The 17,478-nt window shown below is 64.4% G+C and carries 20 protein-coding genes; 6 read left to right on the top strand and 14 right to left on the bottom strand.

The window, feature by feature from the left end; all coding sequences use genetic code 11:
- Window positions 1-5 precede the first annotated feature (5 nt).
- Window positions 6-1,499 carry an HWE histidine kinase domain-containing protein gene (locus I3J27_RS09275; RefSeq protein WP_270167969.1) on the top strand — a complete coding sequence of 498 codons (1,494 nt, stop codon included), beginning with the start codon at window positions 6-8 and terminating at the stop codon, window positions 1,497-1,499.
- 90 nt (window positions 1,500-1,589) lie between these two features.
- On the opposite strand, the gene I3J27_RS09270 is transcribed toward I3J27_RS09275, so the two are convergent.
- Complete coding sequence (locus I3J27_RS09270; RefSeq protein WP_270167968.1) at window positions 1,590-1,841, bottom strand: hypothetical protein; 252 nt, start codon at window positions 1,839-1,841, stop codon at window positions 1,590-1,592.
- A 111-nt stretch (window positions 1,842-1,952) separates the two neighbouring features.
- On the opposite strand from I3J27_RS09270, the gene I3J27_RS09265 reads away from it, so the two are divergent.
- A complete protein-coding gene (locus tag I3J27_RS09265) occupies window positions 1,953-2,210 on the top strand; it encodes a hypothetical protein (protein ID WP_270167967.1) in 258 nt (85 codons plus the stop codon).
- Between the two features lie 95 nt (window positions 2,211-2,305).
- The gene (locus I3J27_RS09260; protein WP_270167965.1) at window positions 2,306-2,551 is read left to right on the top strand and encodes a hypothetical protein; all 246 of its coding nucleotides are present in this window, start codon (window positions 2,306-2,308) and stop codon (window positions 2,549-2,551) included.
- 49 nt (window positions 2,552-2,600) lie between these two features.
- Here I3J27_RS09260 and I3J27_RS09255 read toward each other — a convergent pair whose 3' ends face one another.
- On the bottom strand, window positions 2,601-2,813 hold the full coding sequence (locus I3J27_RS09255) for a hypothetical protein (RefSeq protein ID WP_270167963.1): 213 nt from the start codon (window positions 2,811-2,813) through the stop codon (window positions 2,601-2,603).
- An 18-nt stretch (window positions 2,814-2,831) separates the two neighbouring features.
- A complete protein-coding gene (locus I3J27_RS09250; protein ID WP_270167961.1) occupies window positions 2,832-3,053 on the bottom strand; it encodes a hypothetical protein in 222 nt (73 codons plus the stop codon).
- A 115-nt stretch (window positions 3,054-3,168) separates the two neighbouring features.
- Here I3J27_RS09250 and I3J27_RS09245 point away from each other — a divergent pair, with 115 nt between their 5' ends.
- Together I3J27_RS09245 and I3J27_RS09240 are read left to right on the top strand one after the other, a co-directional pair.
- Entirely contained in the window at window positions 3,169-3,363 is a 195-nt protein-coding gene (locus tag I3J27_RS09245) for a DUF3072 domain-containing protein (protein ID WP_270167959.1), read from the top strand.
- 70 nt (window positions 3,364-3,433) lie between these two features.
- Window positions 3,434-3,721: a DUF6496 domain-containing protein gene (locus tag I3J27_RS09240; RefSeq protein ID WP_270167956.1), complete on the top strand. Its 288-nt coding sequence runs from the start codon at window positions 3,434-3,436 to the stop codon at window positions 3,719-3,721.
- 12 nt (window positions 3,722-3,733) lie between these two features.
- On the opposite strand, the gene I3J27_RS09235 is transcribed toward I3J27_RS09240, so the two are convergent.
- Window positions 3,734-4,096: a hypothetical protein gene (locus I3J27_RS09235; protein WP_270167954.1), complete on the bottom strand. Its 363-nt coding sequence runs from the start codon at window positions 4,094-4,096 to the stop codon at window positions 3,734-3,736.
- Window positions 4,097-4,367: 271 nt separating this feature from the next.
- Window positions 4,368-5,903, bottom strand: a complete 1,536-nt coding sequence (locus tag I3J27_RS09230; RefSeq protein WP_270167952.1) for a Do family serine endopeptidase — start codon at window positions 5,901-5,903, stop codon at window positions 4,368-4,370.
- A gap of 203 nt (window positions 5,904-6,106) precedes the next feature.
- Between I3J27_RS09230 and I3J27_RS09225 the strand changes: the two genes are divergently transcribed.
- A complete protein-coding gene (locus tag I3J27_RS09225) occupies window positions 6,107-6,943 on the top strand; it encodes a universal stress protein (protein WP_270167950.1) in 837 nt (278 codons plus the stop codon).
- 119 nt (window positions 6,944-7,062) lie between these two features.
- On the opposite strand, the gene I3J27_RS09220 is transcribed toward I3J27_RS09225, so the two are convergent.
- The 9 genes from I3J27_RS09220 to I3J27_RS09180 form a co-directional block, all read right to left on the bottom strand.
- On the bottom strand, window positions 7,063-7,275 hold the full coding sequence (locus I3J27_RS09220; RefSeq protein ID WP_270167948.1) for a hypothetical protein: 213 nt from the start codon (window positions 7,273-7,275) through the stop codon (window positions 7,063-7,065).
- A gap of 384 nt (window positions 7,276-7,659) precedes the next feature.
- Window positions 7,660-9,510 (bottom strand): putative bifunctional diguanylate cyclase/phosphodiesterase, encoded by a 1,851-nt coding sequence (locus tag I3J27_RS09215; protein WP_270167947.1) that lies wholly within the window; start codon window positions 9,508-9,510, stop codon window positions 7,660-7,662.
- Window positions 9,511-9,782: 272 nt separating this feature from the next.
- A complete protein-coding gene (rpe, locus tag I3J27_RS09210) occupies window positions 9,783-10,520 on the bottom strand; it encodes a ribulose-phosphate 3-epimerase (protein ID WP_270167946.1) in 738 nt (245 codons plus the stop codon).
- On the bottom strand, window positions 10,517-11,449 hold the full coding sequence (cbbX, locus tag I3J27_RS09205; RefSeq protein ID WP_270167945.1) for a CbbX protein: 933 nt from the start codon (window positions 11,447-11,449) through the stop codon (window positions 10,517-10,519). Before cbbX ends, rpe begins: the two co-directional genes overlap by 4 nt.
- Window positions 11,450-11,549: 100 nt before the next feature.
- Window positions 11,550-11,957: a ribulose bisphosphate carboxylase small subunit gene (locus tag I3J27_RS09200; RefSeq protein ID WP_270167944.1), complete on the bottom strand. Its 408-nt coding sequence runs from the start codon at window positions 11,955-11,957 to the stop codon at window positions 11,550-11,552.
- 11 nt (window positions 11,958-11,968) lie between these two features.
- Window positions 11,969-13,429: a form I ribulose bisphosphate carboxylase large subunit gene (locus I3J27_RS09195; protein ID WP_270167943.1), complete on the bottom strand. Its 1,461-nt coding sequence runs from the start codon at window positions 13,427-13,429 to the stop codon at window positions 11,969-11,971.
- A gap of 31 nt (window positions 13,430-13,460) precedes the next feature.
- On the bottom strand, window positions 13,461-14,546 hold the full coding sequence (gene fba / locus I3J27_RS09190; protein WP_270167942.1) for a class II fructose-bisphosphate aldolase: 1,086 nt from the start codon (window positions 14,544-14,546) through the stop codon (window positions 13,461-13,463).
- 14 nt (window positions 14,547-14,560) lie between these two features.
- Window positions 14,561-16,582 (bottom strand): transketolase, encoded by a 2,022-nt coding sequence (gene tkt, locus I3J27_RS09185; protein WP_270167941.1) that lies wholly within the window; start codon window positions 16,580-16,582, stop codon window positions 14,561-14,563.
- 16 nt (window positions 16,583-16,598) lie between these two features.
- The gene (locus I3J27_RS09180) at window positions 16,599-17,474 is read right to left on the bottom strand and encodes a phosphoribulokinase (RefSeq protein ID WP_270167940.1); all 876 of its coding nucleotides are present in this window, start codon (window positions 17,472-17,474) and stop codon (window positions 16,599-16,601) included.
- Between the last annotated feature and the right edge of the window lie 4 nt (window positions 17,475-17,478).

Genomic DNA, 17,478 nt, shown 5'->3' with positions numbered 1-17,478 from the left:
CTCGAATGGACCACGAAAAGGTCAACATCCTGCTCGTCGACGATCAGCCGGCCAAGCTGCTCGCTTACGAGGTGATCCTGAAGGATCTCGGCGAGAACCTCGTGATCGCCTCGTCCGGCCGCGAGGCGCTGGAGGTGCTGCTCAAGACCGAGATCGCGGTGATCCTGGTCGACGTCTGCATGCCCGAGCTCGACGGCTTCGAGCTTGCCGCGATGATCCGCGAGCATCCGCGCTTCCAGAAGACCGCGATGATCTTCATCTCGGCCATCCAGGTCAGCGACATCGACCGCCTGCGCGGCTACGAGATGGGTGCGGTCGACTACGTGCCGGTGCCGGTCGTGCCGGAGGTGCTGCGCGCCAAGATCAGGGTGTTTTCCGAGCTCTACCGCAAGACCCGCGAGCTGGAACGGCTGAACCAGGAGCTCGAGGACCGCGTTCGTGCACGAACAGCGGAACTGGAGAACTCCACCGCGAAGCTGCGCGAGAGCGAAGAGCGGCGCAGCCTTGCGATCGCCGCCGGCAAGATGGGATCCTGGGACTGGGACTGGATCAGCGGCGACTGGATGTGGGACGAGGGACAATATCGTATCTTCGGCGTGACCCCGGAGCGCTTCGAGGTCAACCCGGCGAACGTGCAGGCGCTGTTGCACCCCGATGACGTCGATCAGCTGCGCAAGGCCATCGCCGAATTCAACAAGGGCACCCGCGCCTACGAGACGGAGTTCCGCACGGTGCGGCCTGACGGCGAGGTGCGCTGGTGCGTTGGCACCGCGGCCGCAACAGTGGACGAAAACGGCCGCGTCGTGCGTGTCAGCGGGGTCACCGTCGACATCACGGAGCGCAAGCGCGCCGAGGAGCGGCAGAATCTGCTGGCGCGGGAAGTCGATCATCGCGCCAAGAACGCGCTGGCGCTGGCGCAGTCGATCGTGCGCCTCACCCGTGCCGACGAGGTCAAGGCCTATGTCAACGCGGTCGAGGGGCGCATCAATGCGCTGGCGCGCGTGCACACCATCCTGTCGCTGTCGAGCTGGCAGGGCGCGGAGCTCTCCAAGCTGATCGACGAGGAGCTTGCGCCCTATTCGCTCGGAGGCCAGATCAGGCTGGCCGGTCCCGAAGTTCAATTGCTGCCGGCGACTGCTCAAACGCTGGCGCTGGCGCTGCACGAGCTTTTCACCAACTCGGCAAAGTATGGTGCGCTCTCGACGCGGTCGGGAAGGCTCACGATCGGTTGGCAGGCCGAGGACGATCTCCTCACACTGATCTGGGAGGAATCCGGCGGCCCGCTCGTCGGGATACCGAAATCTCGCGGCTTCGGCACAAGGAGCCTGCTGGCGAGCGTCGAGTCCCAGCTTGGCGGGCAGGCGCTGTTCGATTGGCGCGCCGAAGGCCTGTTGTGCCGCCTCGAGGTGCCGCTGACCCGGAAGACCGCAGCAGCGCCGGCGGCCGCAAGCAAATTCGACGCGGCTCCCTCTGAAGCCCTTCAGCGGGCTTCAGGTTAGAAGCGTTTTCGAGCGAAGTGGTCTCCGGTTCGCGGAAAGAAAACGCGTCGAAACAAGAATCTGGAGCTTCGGTTCTGATTCAATCAGAACCTAGCGCGACGCGGCGACCCTGATGCGCGGCATCGGCTGCAGTTCGTCAGCGACGCGTCCTTCCAGCCAGGCTTCCGTCTGCGAGAGATCGCGTAGCGCCCTGGCATAGCGGCGGGCCGCGCTGCGTTCGGCGCCGCGCGGCAACTTGCGCGCCTTGCGCAGCATGTCCGCGGCCGCGTTGCGATAGGCCAGTGAGCGATAGAGAAAGACCACCTTACCCATATCGAATGTTCCCGTGTTGATGGCGCTCATCCTCGCAAGACCGGCATGAACGCCGGATGAAGCCGGGGATGACAAATCCTTCATGGGAAGGGAACTCGCGGTCGTCGGGCGCGTTTGCATGCCGCACCGTGAGGTGGTTCCATGCGCGCGAAAAAATCGCCGAGCCTCATCTCTCCGACCGGCGTCATCAAGTTGATGACGCATGCGATGATGGGCGCAGCCCTCGGCCTTGTCTTCGGACTCGCGCTCGTCCTGTCGAATCCGGCGGTCGCCAATCTACTGAACCATGGCGGAGATTCGATCGCTGCCGTCTTCGTCGTCACGCTGGTGACGACGTTCGCGATCGGCGCGACACTCACGGGCGTCGTGTTCATCATTACCGAAGACAAGGAATTTTGAAGCGCGCGTGAACACACGGCGCGATTTCATTCGGAACTCCTGCCGCGAATGACGGTTGGCTGCCTGCGTCAATTTAACTCAGGGAGTTCCCGCGCATGAAAACCACCAAGCTCGCTCTCGCCATGATGTTGGCAACCGGCCTTGCCGCCGCCCCGTTCGCCGCGCAGGCCAAATCGCACAAGGCGAAACACGAATCCTCGACCTCGTCCTCGCAGACGACTGGCGCGAACACGAAATCCAAGAGTGCTGATCCCTCCAGCCAAGGGGGGTCCGGTCCCGGCTCCGATCAGGGCGGCACCATGACGAACAACAACAGCAAGGGCATGAGCAACAGCAAGTAAGCTCGGCCCAAGTAAGCGCGGCCCCAAGTAAGCTCGGCCGACGAGACAATTAATGGCCCCGCGACAAGGCGGGGCCATCTTGTTGTCGCCCCACGGCATTCGCTTTCACGAGATGCTCGAGCTGCGCGCGCTTGCGTGCGATCAGGAGCTGGGCCGCAGCATGGTCGAGGCCTTCGCGCTGCAACTGCCGGATGGCGGAGCCAAGTTCGAGAATCTCGGCGCGCAGTTTTAGAATCCGGTACGCGTCCGGGTCTTCCTCCACCGCGCGCTCCCAAGACTCTTAGCGGCGCGCGCTCAGGCGCAGCGGAATGCCTGATGTCTTCGCCGTGCGAAGGTGCACCCGGTCGCGGACATTTGGCAGGACGTCGCCGCCGCCAGCTGCCTTCCATTCGCCGATCAGCAGGTTGATCTTCCGGCGCAGATCCATCTGCGCCAGGGCCTTTTCTGTGCAGTCACGATCGCGATTGACGAGGTCGCGCACGGACACCTCGATATCGGCCATTTCCAGCCTCAAGGCGCTGATTTTACGTCGAATTTCATTAATTCTGTTGTCCATGGCTTGTTAGAACAAAATAAGAACATATAGTCAAGTCACGATTTCAGAATGGAGAGGACAGATGCAGGTTCAGGGTAAATACGACGCCAGGGCTTTTCTCAGCGAGCAGATGACGCGGACGCAGGGGCTCAAGCTGAAGCGGCTGAGTGACGAGGCGTATCAGCCCGCACAATACGATCGGGACCTGTCGTTCGCCGAGGCCGCGCGGCGCATCCAGGTGCTCGAGGCGGAGATCGAGCTGGCGAACTCGTTCTGAGACGCGCGCCGCGCGTTTGGAACGCTGCGTCAGCAATACGGTTCTTTCCCCGGGCCAAGGGAGAGAGTCGATGGCACGCAAGGCAAAGAAGCGCCGCTACTCACGCAGCTCCGGCAGTGACGTCGAGCGCGAGATGCGCCGTTACAAGAAGGGCACTGCGAAGAAGGGGCCCGGCGGTCGCGGCGGTCGCGTGAAGAGCCGCAAGCAGGCGATCGCGATCGGCCTGTCCGAGGCCCGCAAGAAGGGCAAGAAGGTCCCGAAGAAGGCGTCGAAGCGGAAGACAGCCAAGAAGAAGACAACCAAGAAGACAACCAAAAAAACGAGAAAGAGCGCGAAGCGCAAATCCAGCAAGCGGTGACGCTGACCTGCGTCAGATCATGCTGCCCGGCATGAAGCAGCGAATGGAAATCCCGAACGCGGTTTTGACCGGCCACACCATGGTGCGGCCGGCGCGATTGGGCTCGGTGATGACGGCTTCGTCCGGCACCTCGACCCACTGCCCGTCGAGCCGCACGCGATAGTGTCCGTCGTGGGATTCCCAATCGGGATCGGATACGGCAAAGCCATCCGCATCCGAACAGCACGGCCCGAGATGGCTGCGCAAACTGTCGAACCAGGGTTTCAGGGGCGAGTTGGCATAACGGCCATCGTCGCGCCCCAGCGCACTTCCGGTCGTCAGCACGATTGGCGCTACCAGCAGCGCACATCTCAGCGAGAGCTTCAATCGATCCATGTCGGCACCGATCAAATGCGAACGACCGGTTCCACAAGACGGCCGGACGCTCGAAGTTCCACGCCTGCAATTCGTCCCGGTGGCTTCATTGCCGCCCAGGCGCAACACGCGAGTCCGAACTGTGACCAGCGAACGCGGCTTTTTCGGACGAACCCGTCACCATGACTGCCGTTAACGAGAATGTTATCGGCGGCCTGTGGGTATCTTCCAGACGCGCACGAAAAAGGCGGCCTGCCCGGCCGCCTTCCGAATTCGTCGTTGAACGCGTGCCTTATGCCAGCGGCACCGCGACGAACCGGGTCGCTTCCGCGCCTCTGACCTGCAACAGCACGCTGTTCTTGCCGGACGACTTCGCCTGCGCCAGCTCCGAGCGGACGTCGTCGACATTGGCGACGGCCTTGCCGGCGACATTGAGGATGACGTCGCCGGTCTGGATGCCGCGCTGCGCGGCCGGTCCCTGCGGATCGACCTCGGTGACGACGACGCCCTTCCGGCCCGCGCCCTGGACGTCGCCGGCCGGTGCGAGGCTGAGGCCGAGCCGCGGCGTGCCGGGACCGGGCTGTGCCTTGCCGACATCGGCCCTAGCCTGCCGCTCGCTCGGCACCTCGCCGAGCGCCATCGTGATCGTCTTGCTGTCGCCCTTGTGAATGACATCGAGCTTCACGGACGTGCCCGGCGCCAGGGTGGCAATGGTGCGGGCGAGATCGCGGGAGTCCTTGACCGCCGTGCCGTTGACGGCGGTAATGACGTCGCCGGCCTCGATGCCGGCCTTCGCGGCCGGGCTGCCACCTTGCGGATTGTCGACGATCGCGCCGCGCGGCTCCTTCAGGCCGAGGCTGTCGGCGATCTCGGCGGTGACCGGCTGCACCTGCACGCCGAGCCAGCCGCGGGTGACCGCACCCTTGTCCTTCAATTGCGCGACGACAAGCTTTGCCGTCGAGGCCGGAATGTCGAAGCCGATACCGACCGAGCCGCCGGAAGGTGAGTAAATCGCGGTGTTCACACCGATCACGTTGCCGCTCATATCGAAGGCCGGACCGCCGGAATTGCCCTTGTTGATCGGCGCATCGATCTGGATGAAGTCGTCATAGGGACCATTGCCGATATCGCGGCCGCTGGCGGAGACGATGCCGGCGGTCACGGTGCCGCCGAGGCCGAAGGGATTTCCGACCGCGACCACCCAGTCACCGATGCGCGGTTTCTGGTCGGCGAATTTGACGAACGGAAAATCCTTCTTGCCGTCGACCTTGATCAGCGCAAGATCGGTCTTCGGATCGGTGCCGACCACCTTGGCCGTGTAGACCGAACCGTCATCCATCGTCACCTGAACCGACTCGGCGTGGTCGACGACGTGATTGTTGGTCACGGCATAGCCGTCGGCGGAGATGAAGAAGCCGGAGCCCTCGCCGGTGATCATCTGGTGGCGCTGGCGCGGCATGCCGTTCATGCCGCCCGGACCACGGAAGCCGAACTGCCGCGAGAACTGGTCGAACGGCGAATCCTCGTCCTGATCCATCCGGTTCTGTTGCAGCATCGCACTCTTGTCGTTGTCCTGGTCGATCTTGACCCGCACCGAAATGACGGCGGGTTTGACCTTGCTGACGAGATCGCCGAAGCCCGGCGGCGTGGCGGTCGCCTCCGCAGCCTGCGCCGGGGCGATGAAGGAAGTCATGCCGAGCGGCGAGGAGCCGGGAGACGCAGCCAGCACGGCCAAGCCAAGCGCGGCCACGGTGCCGAGCAGCGCCAGCCGGCGCGGCTTCAAGATCGTGCGGGACGTCGTGGTGTCGGAATTGACGCGATCGTTCATGTCGAAATGTCCATGTTGGGTAAGTCGCCTTGCACCCAACATGGACATCGTCACCTTACGGCGTCCCGTCCGTTCGATTAAATCTTGGCAAAGTCGCTGCGGCACGGCCGGACATCGCGGCTGCACGTTTGATGCAGCTCAACGCGAGCCGCTCGCGCAGTGAAAGACTGCCGCCATCGGAGGCTGTCCATCGGAGGCGCGCCATGTACAAAGACATTCTCGTCCACATCCCGACCGAGCGCCCGATGCGCGCCGTGATCGACGGCTCGATCTCGCTCGCGGCCAGGCTCAACGCCCATGTCGACGCAGTCGCGGTCGGCTATGTCGCCAGCAGTGCGGTCTACATCATGGAGGGCGGCGCCGCCGTCGCGGCCGTGTTCGAAATGGAGCGCGAGCGCGCGATGGAGCGGGCCGAGGCGGCGCTCGCGGTGTTCAGGAGCGGGGCGGCGAATGCCGGCATTTCCTGCGCGTGCCATGCGCTCGGTACGATCCCGGCTGATGCAGCCGGCGCGCTCGGCGAGATGGCGCGGCTCCACGACCTCAGCATCGTGCTCCAGCCGGATCCGGCACAAGCCTCATTCGACAACGACGTGCCCGGCGAAGTCCTGTTCCAGGCAGGCGGCCCGGTGCTGTTCCTGCCCTACACCTTCCGTGGGGCGTTCAAGGCGAGCCGGATCGGCATCTGCTGGGACGGCAGCCGCCTCGCCGCCCGCGCCATGCGCGACGCAGCTCCCTTCCTGGCCCGCGCCGAGGAGATCGTGATCATCACGATCAACGAGGCCGACGCCGTTCCCGACGAAGCATCCGCGAGCAATCTGGCCAGACATCTCGGCCGCCGCGGGCTTTCGACCCGCGCGGTCAGCCTGTCGGCCGCGCGCGCCGACATTCAGCCGACCATCCTGTCGCTTACGGCGGACGAGAACCTCGATTTGCTGGTGATGGGCGGCTATGGCCATTCCCGCTTGCAGGAACGTTTCCTCGGCGGCGTCACCCGCGCCATGCTGGAGGCCATGACGGTTCCGACGCTGATGTCGCACTAAAGCGCGATGAGATTTGGAAGAATCGTCATCGCGCTTTAGGTTCTTGTTTGCGCATGATGTTTTCGGAAAACCGCTTCGCGCTTTTCCGGATCATGCTTTAGCGAGACCAACGCTCGCCCTCACGCCGCGACGGGGGCCTCCCAGGCCGCGGCGGCGATGGCGTCCTCCTCGCGTTGCGCGTTGCACGCGTCGAAATGCGCCTTCAGCGCGATCTCGGCGAGATATTCGAAATGTTCGGCCTGGCCAAGGAGCTGCCAGTTCTGCAACGGCCGGTAGGCCGCCTGCTGACGACAGAGGGACGCCAGTGCCCGGTAGCGACGTACGTTCTCCATGAGAATCTCCCTCTCGCTCACGTCCGGCTTATTCCTCCGGTTTGCGTCAGCGACATTGCACTGGTGCGAAACATTTGCTGCGCAAGCCGATAACTTTTGGGAACGTTAAAATGTGTTGCAACGCGGCCGCTTTGTTTCGGCGCAAACTTTACAATTGTTTGGCGGTTGTTCTCGGCAGCCAACAGCACAATGCCGACCATGCCACAAAGTTGCGGCATGTGTGAGGCAAAGCACAGCCGGATCCCGCGAGCGCCTATATTAATTTGGGCGTATGGCCGCAAACAAGGTAACGGCGGTACACTGGGGCTCCGCGGTCAGCGCAGCCCGCGACTTCGGAGCCGCGCGGGTATGGAACCGGCGGCTCATTTCATTTCTGATGGCTGACTAGGCGTAGCGGCGGCATTCGACGCTGATGCCGATCAGATCCAGATACCGTTCGATCGGTTCGGGCCGGCCGATGAGATAGCCCTGTATCTCCTCGCAGGCCTCGCACGCCAGGAAGGCACGCTGGGCCTCCGTCTCCACCCCTTCCGCGACAACCGGGATGTTCAGGGCGTGGGCAAGGCTCAGGACTGCCCGCACGATCTCGGCCGATTGCGGCGTCGCTTCGAGATTGGAGATGAAGCTGCGGTCGATCTTGATCTTGTCGAACGGGAACGACTGGAGATAGGACAGCGAAGAATAGCCGGTACCGAAATCGTCCATCGCGATGCGGATGCCGAGCGCCTTCAGCCGCCGCAGCAAAGTGAGCGCGCGGGCGAAATCGCCGATCAGCACGCCCTCGGTGATCTCGACCTCGAGCCGGGTTGGCGCCAGCCCCGTCTCCAGCAAGATCTGGTGGATGGACCGTTCGAGGTCGCCGGCCTGGAACTGGACCGGCGACAAATTGACCGCGACCTGCAACGGCCGCGGCCAGGACGCGGCTTCGCGGCAGGTTTCGCGCAAGACCCATTCGCCGATCTGGATGATCAGCCCGTTCTCCTCGGCCAGCGGAATGAACTGGTCGGGCGGCACGAAACCGCGCGTCGGATGATCCCAGCGCACCAGCGCCTCGAAACCGATGACCTCGCCGTCCATCCGCGCCTGCGGCTGGAAATAGACCAGGAGCTGGTTCTGCTCCACCGCCTGCCGCAGATCGTGCAAGAGCAACCGGCGATCGCGCAGCTCGCGGTCCATCTCGGATTCGAAGAAGCACACCCTGCCGCGGCCCTCGCGCTTGGCGCGGTAGAGCGCGGAATCCGCATTCGCGAGCAGCGTGGCAGCGTCGACGCCGTCATCCGGGTAGAGGGCGATGCCGATGCTGAGGCCGACATGAGAGAGATAATCGTCGACCTCGAGCTCGCGACCGATCGCCTCGACAAGGCGTTCGCCGAGCACCAGCACCTCGTCGCGACAGACACCGTCCGGCATCAGGATCATGAACTCGTCGCCGCCGATCCGGGCGACGAAGGCACCGTCAGCCTCCGCGGCAAGCCGCTCGGCCGCCGCCCGCATCAGCATGTCGCCGACGGGATGGCCGAAGACGTCGTTGACCTCCTTGAAGCGGTCGAGATCGAGGCTGAGCACCGCAAAGCTGGTCGACGCCTCCTGCGCCCGTTCCAGCCGCTCGCCCAGCGCCGCATTGAACGCGCTGCGGTTCGGCAGGTCGGTCAGCGCATCATGATGGGCAAGGTGGCTGATCCGCTCCTGGGTCGCGACGCGCTCAGTGACGTCCTCGATCACACCGACCAGATATTGCGGATTGCCGGCATCGTCGGTGATCAGCATCTTGCGCGAGTTGACCACCCGGTCGTTGCCCTTGACGCCGACTTCGAGCAGGTGCTCCTCGAGGAACATCGGCATGCCGCTGGCCACGACGCGACGGTCCTGGTCGTTGACCACACGAGCGACGTGGTCCGGGAATATCTCCTCGGGTGTTCGGCCCAGCATCTGGTCGCGCGGAATGCCGTAATAGTCCTCGCCGGCCCGGTTGAGCAGGATGTAGCGCGAATCCTTCGCGCATTTCGCGAAGACGGCGATCGGGATGTTTTCGACGATAGTGTCGAGGAATTCCTGGGTCCGCAGCAAATCCTGCTCGACCTCATCGTGCGTATGAGCGCGTGCGTCGATCATCCGCTGGCGGTCGCGGTCGCTCGCATCATAGGCCGCGCTGACGAGTTCGCCCAGCCTGACGACGTCGATCTGTCCGGTCGCATTGGTGGCGCAGCGAAGCTGCTCGGCGAACAAGCGATGCATGCTCACGCCATCGCTTTACGCCGCGTGCGGGCCTCATGCCCGCAGATATCTTCGATCCGCATCCCACGCTCTCTCAGCGTTCCTAAACCGCAGATTGAGACGCATAGCATTGCACGGGCGTTAATCGGACTTTCGACTCAAGCACGTTGGTTACCCCGGCCTGAAGGAGCTGATCGGCTTGTGAAGCATCCTCCGTAGTACCCCGGAGAAAAGTGGCATGCCTTGGCACCAGGGGCCTGACGCCCGGCTCTTCCTCGCCCGCATGCCGTAATCTACCGGAGACGCGCGGTTCCGCTGCTCCGCATCGCCTGTGCGGAACCGTGCTGCAACTCTGGAACCCGGCCGACCGCCGCAGCGGCGCGAATGGCCGCGATGTTGTCTGCATAGTCGGCGGTGCTCTTGCCGCGGAACACGGCAGACCCCGCAACGAGCGTATCGGCGCCCGCGGCGGCCACGGCGGCGGCATTGTCGCGCGTGACACCGCCATCGACCTCGAGCCGGATCGGCCGGTCGCCGATCATTTTTCGAATGCTCCTGATCTTCTCGATCTGGGACTCGAGGAACGACTGGCCGCCGAACCCGGGGTTGACGGTCATTACCAGAACGAGATCGAGACGATCGAGCACGTATTCGATGGCGGCTTCCGGAGTCGCCGGGCACAGGCTGACGCCGGCCTTCTTGCCGAGCGCGCGGATGGCCTGGAGCGAACGATCGAGATGCGGGCCTGCTTCGGCATGGACGGTGATGACGTCGGCGCCCGCCTTCGCGAACGCCTCCAGGTAGGGATCAACAGGCGCGATCATCAGATGCACGTCAAATATCTTCGACGTCACCGGCCGGATCGCCTTGATGACGTCGGCGCCGAAGCTGATGTTCGGCACGAAATGCCCGTCCATGACGTCACAATGGATCCAGTCGGCGCCGGCCGCATCGATCCCCGCGATCTCCTCGCCGAGCCGCGAAAAATCCGCCGCCAGGATCGACGGGGCAATGATGATCTCTCTGCTCATGGCTTTGCACTCCGCGCATCGGCCCCGCCGCTGAAGACGCGGCTGGCGAGTACGTCTGCTGGATCAATGGTTTCGAGGTCGGCGACATCGAGCATGCGGTTGAGATCCGACACCAGACGATCGGCCTGCCGCAAACGGATGCGGTCGACGGCGTTGCGGATCGAGCGCGCATTGGAGAAGAACGGCTGGGTCCGGCGTAGCGCGATGTATTTCTCGAAGGCCTCCCGCGCCGTCGCCGAGAAGCGATAGCCCCGCTCCTTCAGCATCAGCTCGGCGATGACGAGCAACTCGGCTTCCGCATAATCGGGAAATTCAATGTGGTGGGCGATGCGCGAGCGGAAGCCGGGATTGGAGGCGAAGAAGCTCGTCATCCGCTCGCCGTAGCCGGCGAGGATCACGACGAGGTCCTCGCGCTGGTTCTCCATCACCTGGAGCAGGATCTCGATCGCCTCCTGGCCGTAGTCGCGCTCGTTGTCGGGCCGGTGCAGGTAATAGGCCTCATCGATGAACAGCACGCCGCCCATTGCCTTCTTCAATATCTCTTTGGTCTTCGGCGCAGTGTGGCCGATATACTGGCCGACGAGATCGTCGCGCGTCACCGAGATCACCTGCCCGCGCCGAACGAAGCCGAGCCCGTGCAGGATTTTTGCCATGCGCAACGCCACCGTGGTCTTGCCGGTGCCGGGGTTGCCGGTGAACGACATGTGCAGCGTCGGCGGCGCCGATGCCAGTCCCGCACGCTGCCGGATGCGCTCGATCAGCAGCAGCGAGGCGATCTGGCGCACGCGGTTCTTGACCGGCTTCAGGCCAATCAGCTCCTGCTCGAGCTGTTGCAGCGTATCGGTGATCCCGGCCGCCTCGGCCTCCTTGCGGAGGTCGAAATGGGGCTCGCTGCTTTCAGAGGTCATCGCGTGGGGAACATCCAGCATGGGCACCTCGAAGAAAAGAGCTTCGCCGCGGGGGGATGCGGCGAAGCAGTGGTCCGCCAAGGAAACGGAGCAGGGAGTGCTCCGCGCGGAGGAGAATGGCTTAGGTCGATGCGTGCGCGACCGGCTTGCGCATAGTGGTGTAGCGGATGGCACGGCCACCGACCTCCTGGCGCACCAACTCGAACTCGGCCTCCTGCGGCGGACGGTTGACGATGAAGGAGATCCGCACCGACTCCCAGCCATGGCTGGAATCGAAACCGCTGATGCGGATGTAGCGGTCGCCGTACACCCTGCGGCATTCGGCGAGCTCCATCATGACGCCGGCGGCGTCCTGGAGGTCGAACATCGGCAGGCCCCACATCTCCCAATAGGTGTTGCGGGGATGCGGATCGTCGGTGAACTCGATGTTCACCGCCCAGCCATTGGTGAGGCAATACTGCACCTGTTTCGTGATCTGGTCGTCGGTCAGATCCGGCAGGAACGAGAAGCAGCCCTGGGTCAGTTTCATCTCATGTCTCCTCAAACGGTTTCCAGCGCGGTCGGCACGAAGTCCGGCGTGTCGGTGGACTCATAGTTGAAGGTGACGTCCTTCCAGACCTCGAGCGCTGCCTTCAGCGGCGTGCAGGTCTCGGCGGCCCTGGCCAGGATCTCCGGGCCTTCATGGACGTAATCGCGGCCCTCGTTGCGGGCCAGGATCATCGCCTCCAGCGCGACGCGGTTGGCGATTGCACCGGCTGCGATCCCCATGGGATGGCCGATGGTGCCGCCGCCGAATTGCAACACGACGTCCTCGCCGAGCAGATCGAGCAGCTGGTGCATCTGGCCGGCATGGATGCCGCCTGAGGCGACCGGCATCATCTTGTTCAGGCTCGCCCAGTTCTGGTCGAAGAACAGGCCGTGCTCGAGCTTGGTGGGGTTGAAGTCTTCGCGGCAGACATCGTAGTAGCCGCGCGTGGTGTTGGGATCGCCCTCGAGCTTGCCGACCACGGTGCCGGCATGGATGTGGTCGACGCCGGCGAGCCGCATCCATTTGGCGATGACGCGGAACGAGACACCGTGGCTCTTCTGCCGCGTATAGGTCGAGTGGCCGGCGCGATGCAGATGCAGGATCATGTCGTTGCGCCGCGCCCATTTCGCCATGGACTGGATCGCGGTGTAGCCGATCACGAGGTCGATCATGACGATGCACGACCCGAGCTCTTTCGCGAACTCCGCGCGCTCGTACATGTCCTCCATCGTGCCCGCGGTGATGTTCAGGTATGTGCCCTTCACCTCACCGGAAGCCGCCTGCGCGCGGTTCACCGCCTCCATGCAGTAGAGGAAGCGGTCGCGCCAGTGCATGAAGGGCTGCGAGTTGATGTTCTCATCGTCCTTGGTGAAATCGAGTCCGCCCTTCAGCGCCTCGTAGACCACGCGGCCGTAGTTACGCCCCGAAAGTCCGAGCTTCGGCTTCACGGTCGCGCCCAGCAGCGGCCGGCCGAACTTGTCGAGGCGCTCGCGCTCGACCACGATGCCGGTCGCCGGGCCCTGGAACGTCTTCACATAGGCGACCGGGAAGCGCATGTCCTCCAGACGGAGCGCCTTCAGTGGCTTGAAGCCGAACACGTTGCCGATGATCGAAGCCGACAAATTGGCGATCGAGCCCGGCTCGAACAGGTCCAAGTCATAGGCGATATAGGCGAAGTACGAGCCTGGCGTGCCCGGCACCGGATCGACACGATAGCACTTGGCGCGATATTTTTCGGCCGCCGTCAGACGATCGGTCCACACCACCGTCCAGGTCGCGGTCGAGGATTCGCCGGCGACCGCGGCCGAAGCCTCGATCGGGTCGACGCCCTCCTGTGGCGTGACGCGGAACAGCGCGATCACGTCGGTGTCCTTCGGCGTGTAGTCGGGCTCCCAATAGCCCATGCGCTTGTATTCCATCACACCCGAGCGATAGCGTTCCTTGCCGCGGACGGTTCCTGCATGTGCATTCATGGCTCTCTCCTGCTCTTCTCTCTCTGAATGACTAGGCGGCGACCGGCTCGCGGGCGTCGATGCGCGGATCGAGATCGCCGGCGCGGTAGCGCCGCGCCATCTCGCTCAAGGGAACGACCTTGATCTTGCTGGCGTGGCCTGCGGTGCCGAACTGCTCGAAACGATCGCGGCAGAGGTCGCGCATCGCGTCCATCGCGGGCTTGAGGAATTTGCGCGGATCGAACTCGGAGCGTGTTTGCGCGGCGACCTTGCGGAACACCGCCGTCATCGCGAGCCGGCAGTCGGTGTCGATATTGACCTTGCGCACGCCGCTCTTGATGCCGCGCACGATCTCCTCGACCGGAACGCCCCAGGTCTGCGGCATCTCGCCGCCGAACTGATTGAACATATCCTGGAGCGGCTGCGGCACCGAGGAGGAACCGTGCATGACCAGATGCGTGTTCGGCAGCCGGCGATGGATCTCCTCGACCACCCGCATCGCCAGGATGTCGCCATCCGGCTTGCGGCTGAACTTGTAGGCGCCGTGCGAGGTCCCCATCGCGATCGCGAGTGCGTCCACCTGGGTGGCCCGGACGAAGTCGACCGCCTGGTCGGGATCGGTGAGGAGCTGGTCGTGACTGACCTTGCCCTCGACGCCGTGGCCGTCCTCCTGCTCGCCGCCGCCATGTTCGAGCGAGCCGAGCACGCCGAGCTCGCCTTCCACGGAAGCACCGACCCAATGGGCGAGATCGACGACACGGCGGGTGATCGCGACGTTGTAATCGTAATCGGCCGCGGTCTTGGCGTCGGCCTTGAGCGAGCCGTCCATCATCACCGAGGTGAAGCCATGGGCGATGGCGGAGGCGCAAGTCGCCTCGTCATTGCCGTGGTCCTGGTGCATGCAGAGCGGAATGTCCGGATAGGTTCGCTCCAGCGCATCGATCATGTGCGAGAGCATGACATCGCCGGCATAGCTGCGCGCACCGCGCGAGGCCTGGATGATGACGGGCGCGTCGACCTCGGCCGCCGCCTGCATGATGGCGATGCCCTGCTCCATGTTGTTGATGTTGAACGCCGGCACCGCGTAGCCGTGACTGGCGGCGTGATCGAGCAGCTGACGAAGGGTGATACGGGCCACGACAAATCCTCCTGTTATTGCTTGCCGGCGCGGGCAATCGCCCGGCGGGCGGCTTCCGCAATGCTTTGCGGCGTGATGCCGAATTCGCGGTAGAGCACGGGGGCCGGCGCCGAGGCGCCGAAGCCGCGCATGCCGACGAACTCGCCCTCGGTCCCGATCCAGCGATGCCAATCGCCGGCGACTGCGGCCTCAACACCCACGCGGGGCGCGGTGCCGAGCACGGCCGTGCGATAGTCTTCCGGCTGCTCTTCGAACAGTTCGAAGCATGGCGCCGACACCACGGCGGCGCGGACGTGCTCGGTCGCAAGCAGCCGGGCCGCTTCCAGCGCAATCGACACTTCCGAGCCGGTCGCCATCAGCGTGACGTCGCGGCCGCCGTCGGGCGAGACGATCAGATAGGCGCCGCGCGCAACGCGGTTCCTGCCGCGCACGTCGCTGCGGAAGGTCGGGAGCGCCTGACGCGACAGGCAGAGCACGGAAGGACGATCTCCGGCCTCCAGCGCGCAGTCCCAGGCTTCCAGCGTCTCCACTGCATCTGCGGGGCGGAACACGAGCAGATTCGGAATCACACGCAGCGCCGCAAGATGCTCGACCGGCTGGTGCGTCGGGCCGTCCTCGCCGAGACCGATGGAGTCGTGCGTCATCACATGGATGACCCGCAACCGCATCAAGGCGGCAAGGCGGATCGCCGGCCGGCTGTAGTCGGAGAAGGCGAGGAAGGTGCCGCCATAGGGAATGAAGCCGCCATGCAGCGCGAGGCCATTCATCGCGGCGGCCATGCCGTGCTCGCGGATGCCGTAGTGGATGTAGTCACCGGCGAACGCATCGCGTGAGACCGGAGCCTGCGCCTTGGCGTGTGTCAGGTTCGAATGCGTCAAGTCGGCCGAGCCGCCGATCAATCCAGGAATCGCGCCCGCGATTCCGTCGAGCACCTGTTGCGAGGCCTGCCGCGTCGCGAGCTTCGGACGCTCCGTGGCAAAGCGCTCGCGCAATTTCGCCGAGGCCTGGGCATAGGCCTCCGGCAGGGCAACGGCCTTGCCCTCGATGAACAGCTCGCGTTGCGCGGCCGTCGCGCATTCGTAGCGATCGAGCCAGGCGAGACGGGCGACCTGTCCGCGCTGTCCGATCATCCGCCACGCCTTCAGGACCGTGACAGGCACCACGAAGGGTTGATAGTCCCAGCCGAGCGTCCGGCGCGCCGCCGCCGTCTGCTCAGTGCCGAGCGGTGCACCATGCGCCTTCTCGGTGCCCTGCCGGTCCGGCGCGCCGTAGCCGATGATGGTGCGACAGGCAATCAGCGAGGGCTTTGTACTCGCCCGCTCTTCAGCAATCGCCTGCGCGACTGCTTCGGGATCGTGTCCGTCGACACGGCGCACCGACCAGCCGGATGCGGCGAATCGCGCGAGCTGGTCATCAGAGGTCGCAAGCGACGTCGGCCCGTCGATCGAGATGCCGTTGTCGTCGAACAGCACGATTAGGCGGCCGAGCCCGAGATGGCCGGCGAGCGAGATCGCCTCCTGGCTGATGCCCTCCATCAGGCAGCCGTCGCCTGCGATCACATAGGTGAAGTGATCGACGAGGCCGTCGCCGTGCCGCGCATTGGCCATGCGCTCGGCGAGCGCCATGCCGACGGCCGTCGCAATTCCCTGCCCCAGCGGTCCCGTCGTGGTCTCGACACCCGGCGTGTGGCCATATTCGGGGTGGCCCGGCGTCTTCGAACCCCACTGCCGGAACGCCTTGATGTCGTCGAGGCTGACGTCACCGCCGGTGAGGTGGAGCAGCGCATAGAGCAGCATCGAGCCGTGGCCCGCCGACAGCACGAAGCGGTCGCGGTCCGGCCAATTGGGATGAGCCGAGTCGAATTTCAGAAAGCGCGAGAACAGCACCGTCGCGACGTCGGCCATGCCCATGGGCAGGCCGGGATGACCGGACTGCGAGGTCTCGATGGCATCGACCGCGAGGAAGCGGACGGCGTTGGCGAGATCGCTGTGCGCGACCGCGGTAAGGTCGGCTTCGGCGTGGACGGAGATGTTCATCGGCTTCTCCCCTTGTTCACTTCAGATTTCGCTTGCGCTCGATGAGCTGCATGATCAGCGGCGTCAGGATCAGCTGCATCGCGAGGTCGAGCTTCGCACCGGGACACACGATCGAATTGGCGCGCGACATCCAGCTGTGCGGCAGCATCGAGAGCAGATAGGGAAAATCGATGCCGCGCGGGTTCTTGAAGCGGATCACGACCATCGATTCGTCCGGCGTCGGGATCCAGCGCGCGATGAACGGATTGGAGGTGTCCACCGTCGGCACGCGCTGGAAGTTGATGTCGGTCTCGGTGAATTGCGGACAGATGTAGTGGATGTAGTCAGGCATTCGCCGCAGGATGGTGTCGGTCACGGCCTCGGTCGAATAGCCCCGCGCGCTGCGGTCGCGGTGCAGCTTCTGGATCCATTCGAGATTGATGACGGGCACGACACCGATCTTGAGGTCGGCGTAGCGCGCGACATTCACCTTGTCCGTGACGACGGCGCCGTGCAGGCCTTCGTAGAACAGCAGGTCCGAATTCTCCGGCAGCCGCTGCCATTCGGTAAAGGTGCCGGGGGCGACGCCGTGGAGCGCCGATTCCTCGGCGTCGTGCACGTAATGACGCGTCGTCGCGGTACCAGTCTCGCCATAGTCGCGGAAAGCGCGCTCCAGTTCCTCGAACAGGTTCGTTTCAGGGCTGAAATGGCTGAAATGCCTGTTGCCGCGCTCGGCCTCCTTTGCCATCTGCGTGCGCATCTCCGCGCGGTCGTAGCGATGGAAGGCGTCACCCTCGATATAGGCGGCGTTGACCTTCTCGCGGAAGAATATCTGCTCGAACGTCTTCTTCACCGACGTGGTGCCGGCGCCGGAGGAGCCGGTGATGGAGATGATCGGATGCTTCCTGGACATGGGA

It is taken from the genome of Bradyrhizobium xenonodulans, assembly GCF_027594865.1.
Taxonomy (GTDB): Bacteria; Pseudomonadota; Alphaproteobacteria; order Rhizobiales; family Xanthobacteraceae; genus Bradyrhizobium; species Bradyrhizobium xenonodulans.
This window is presented reverse-complemented; position numbering and strand designations above follow the sequence as displayed.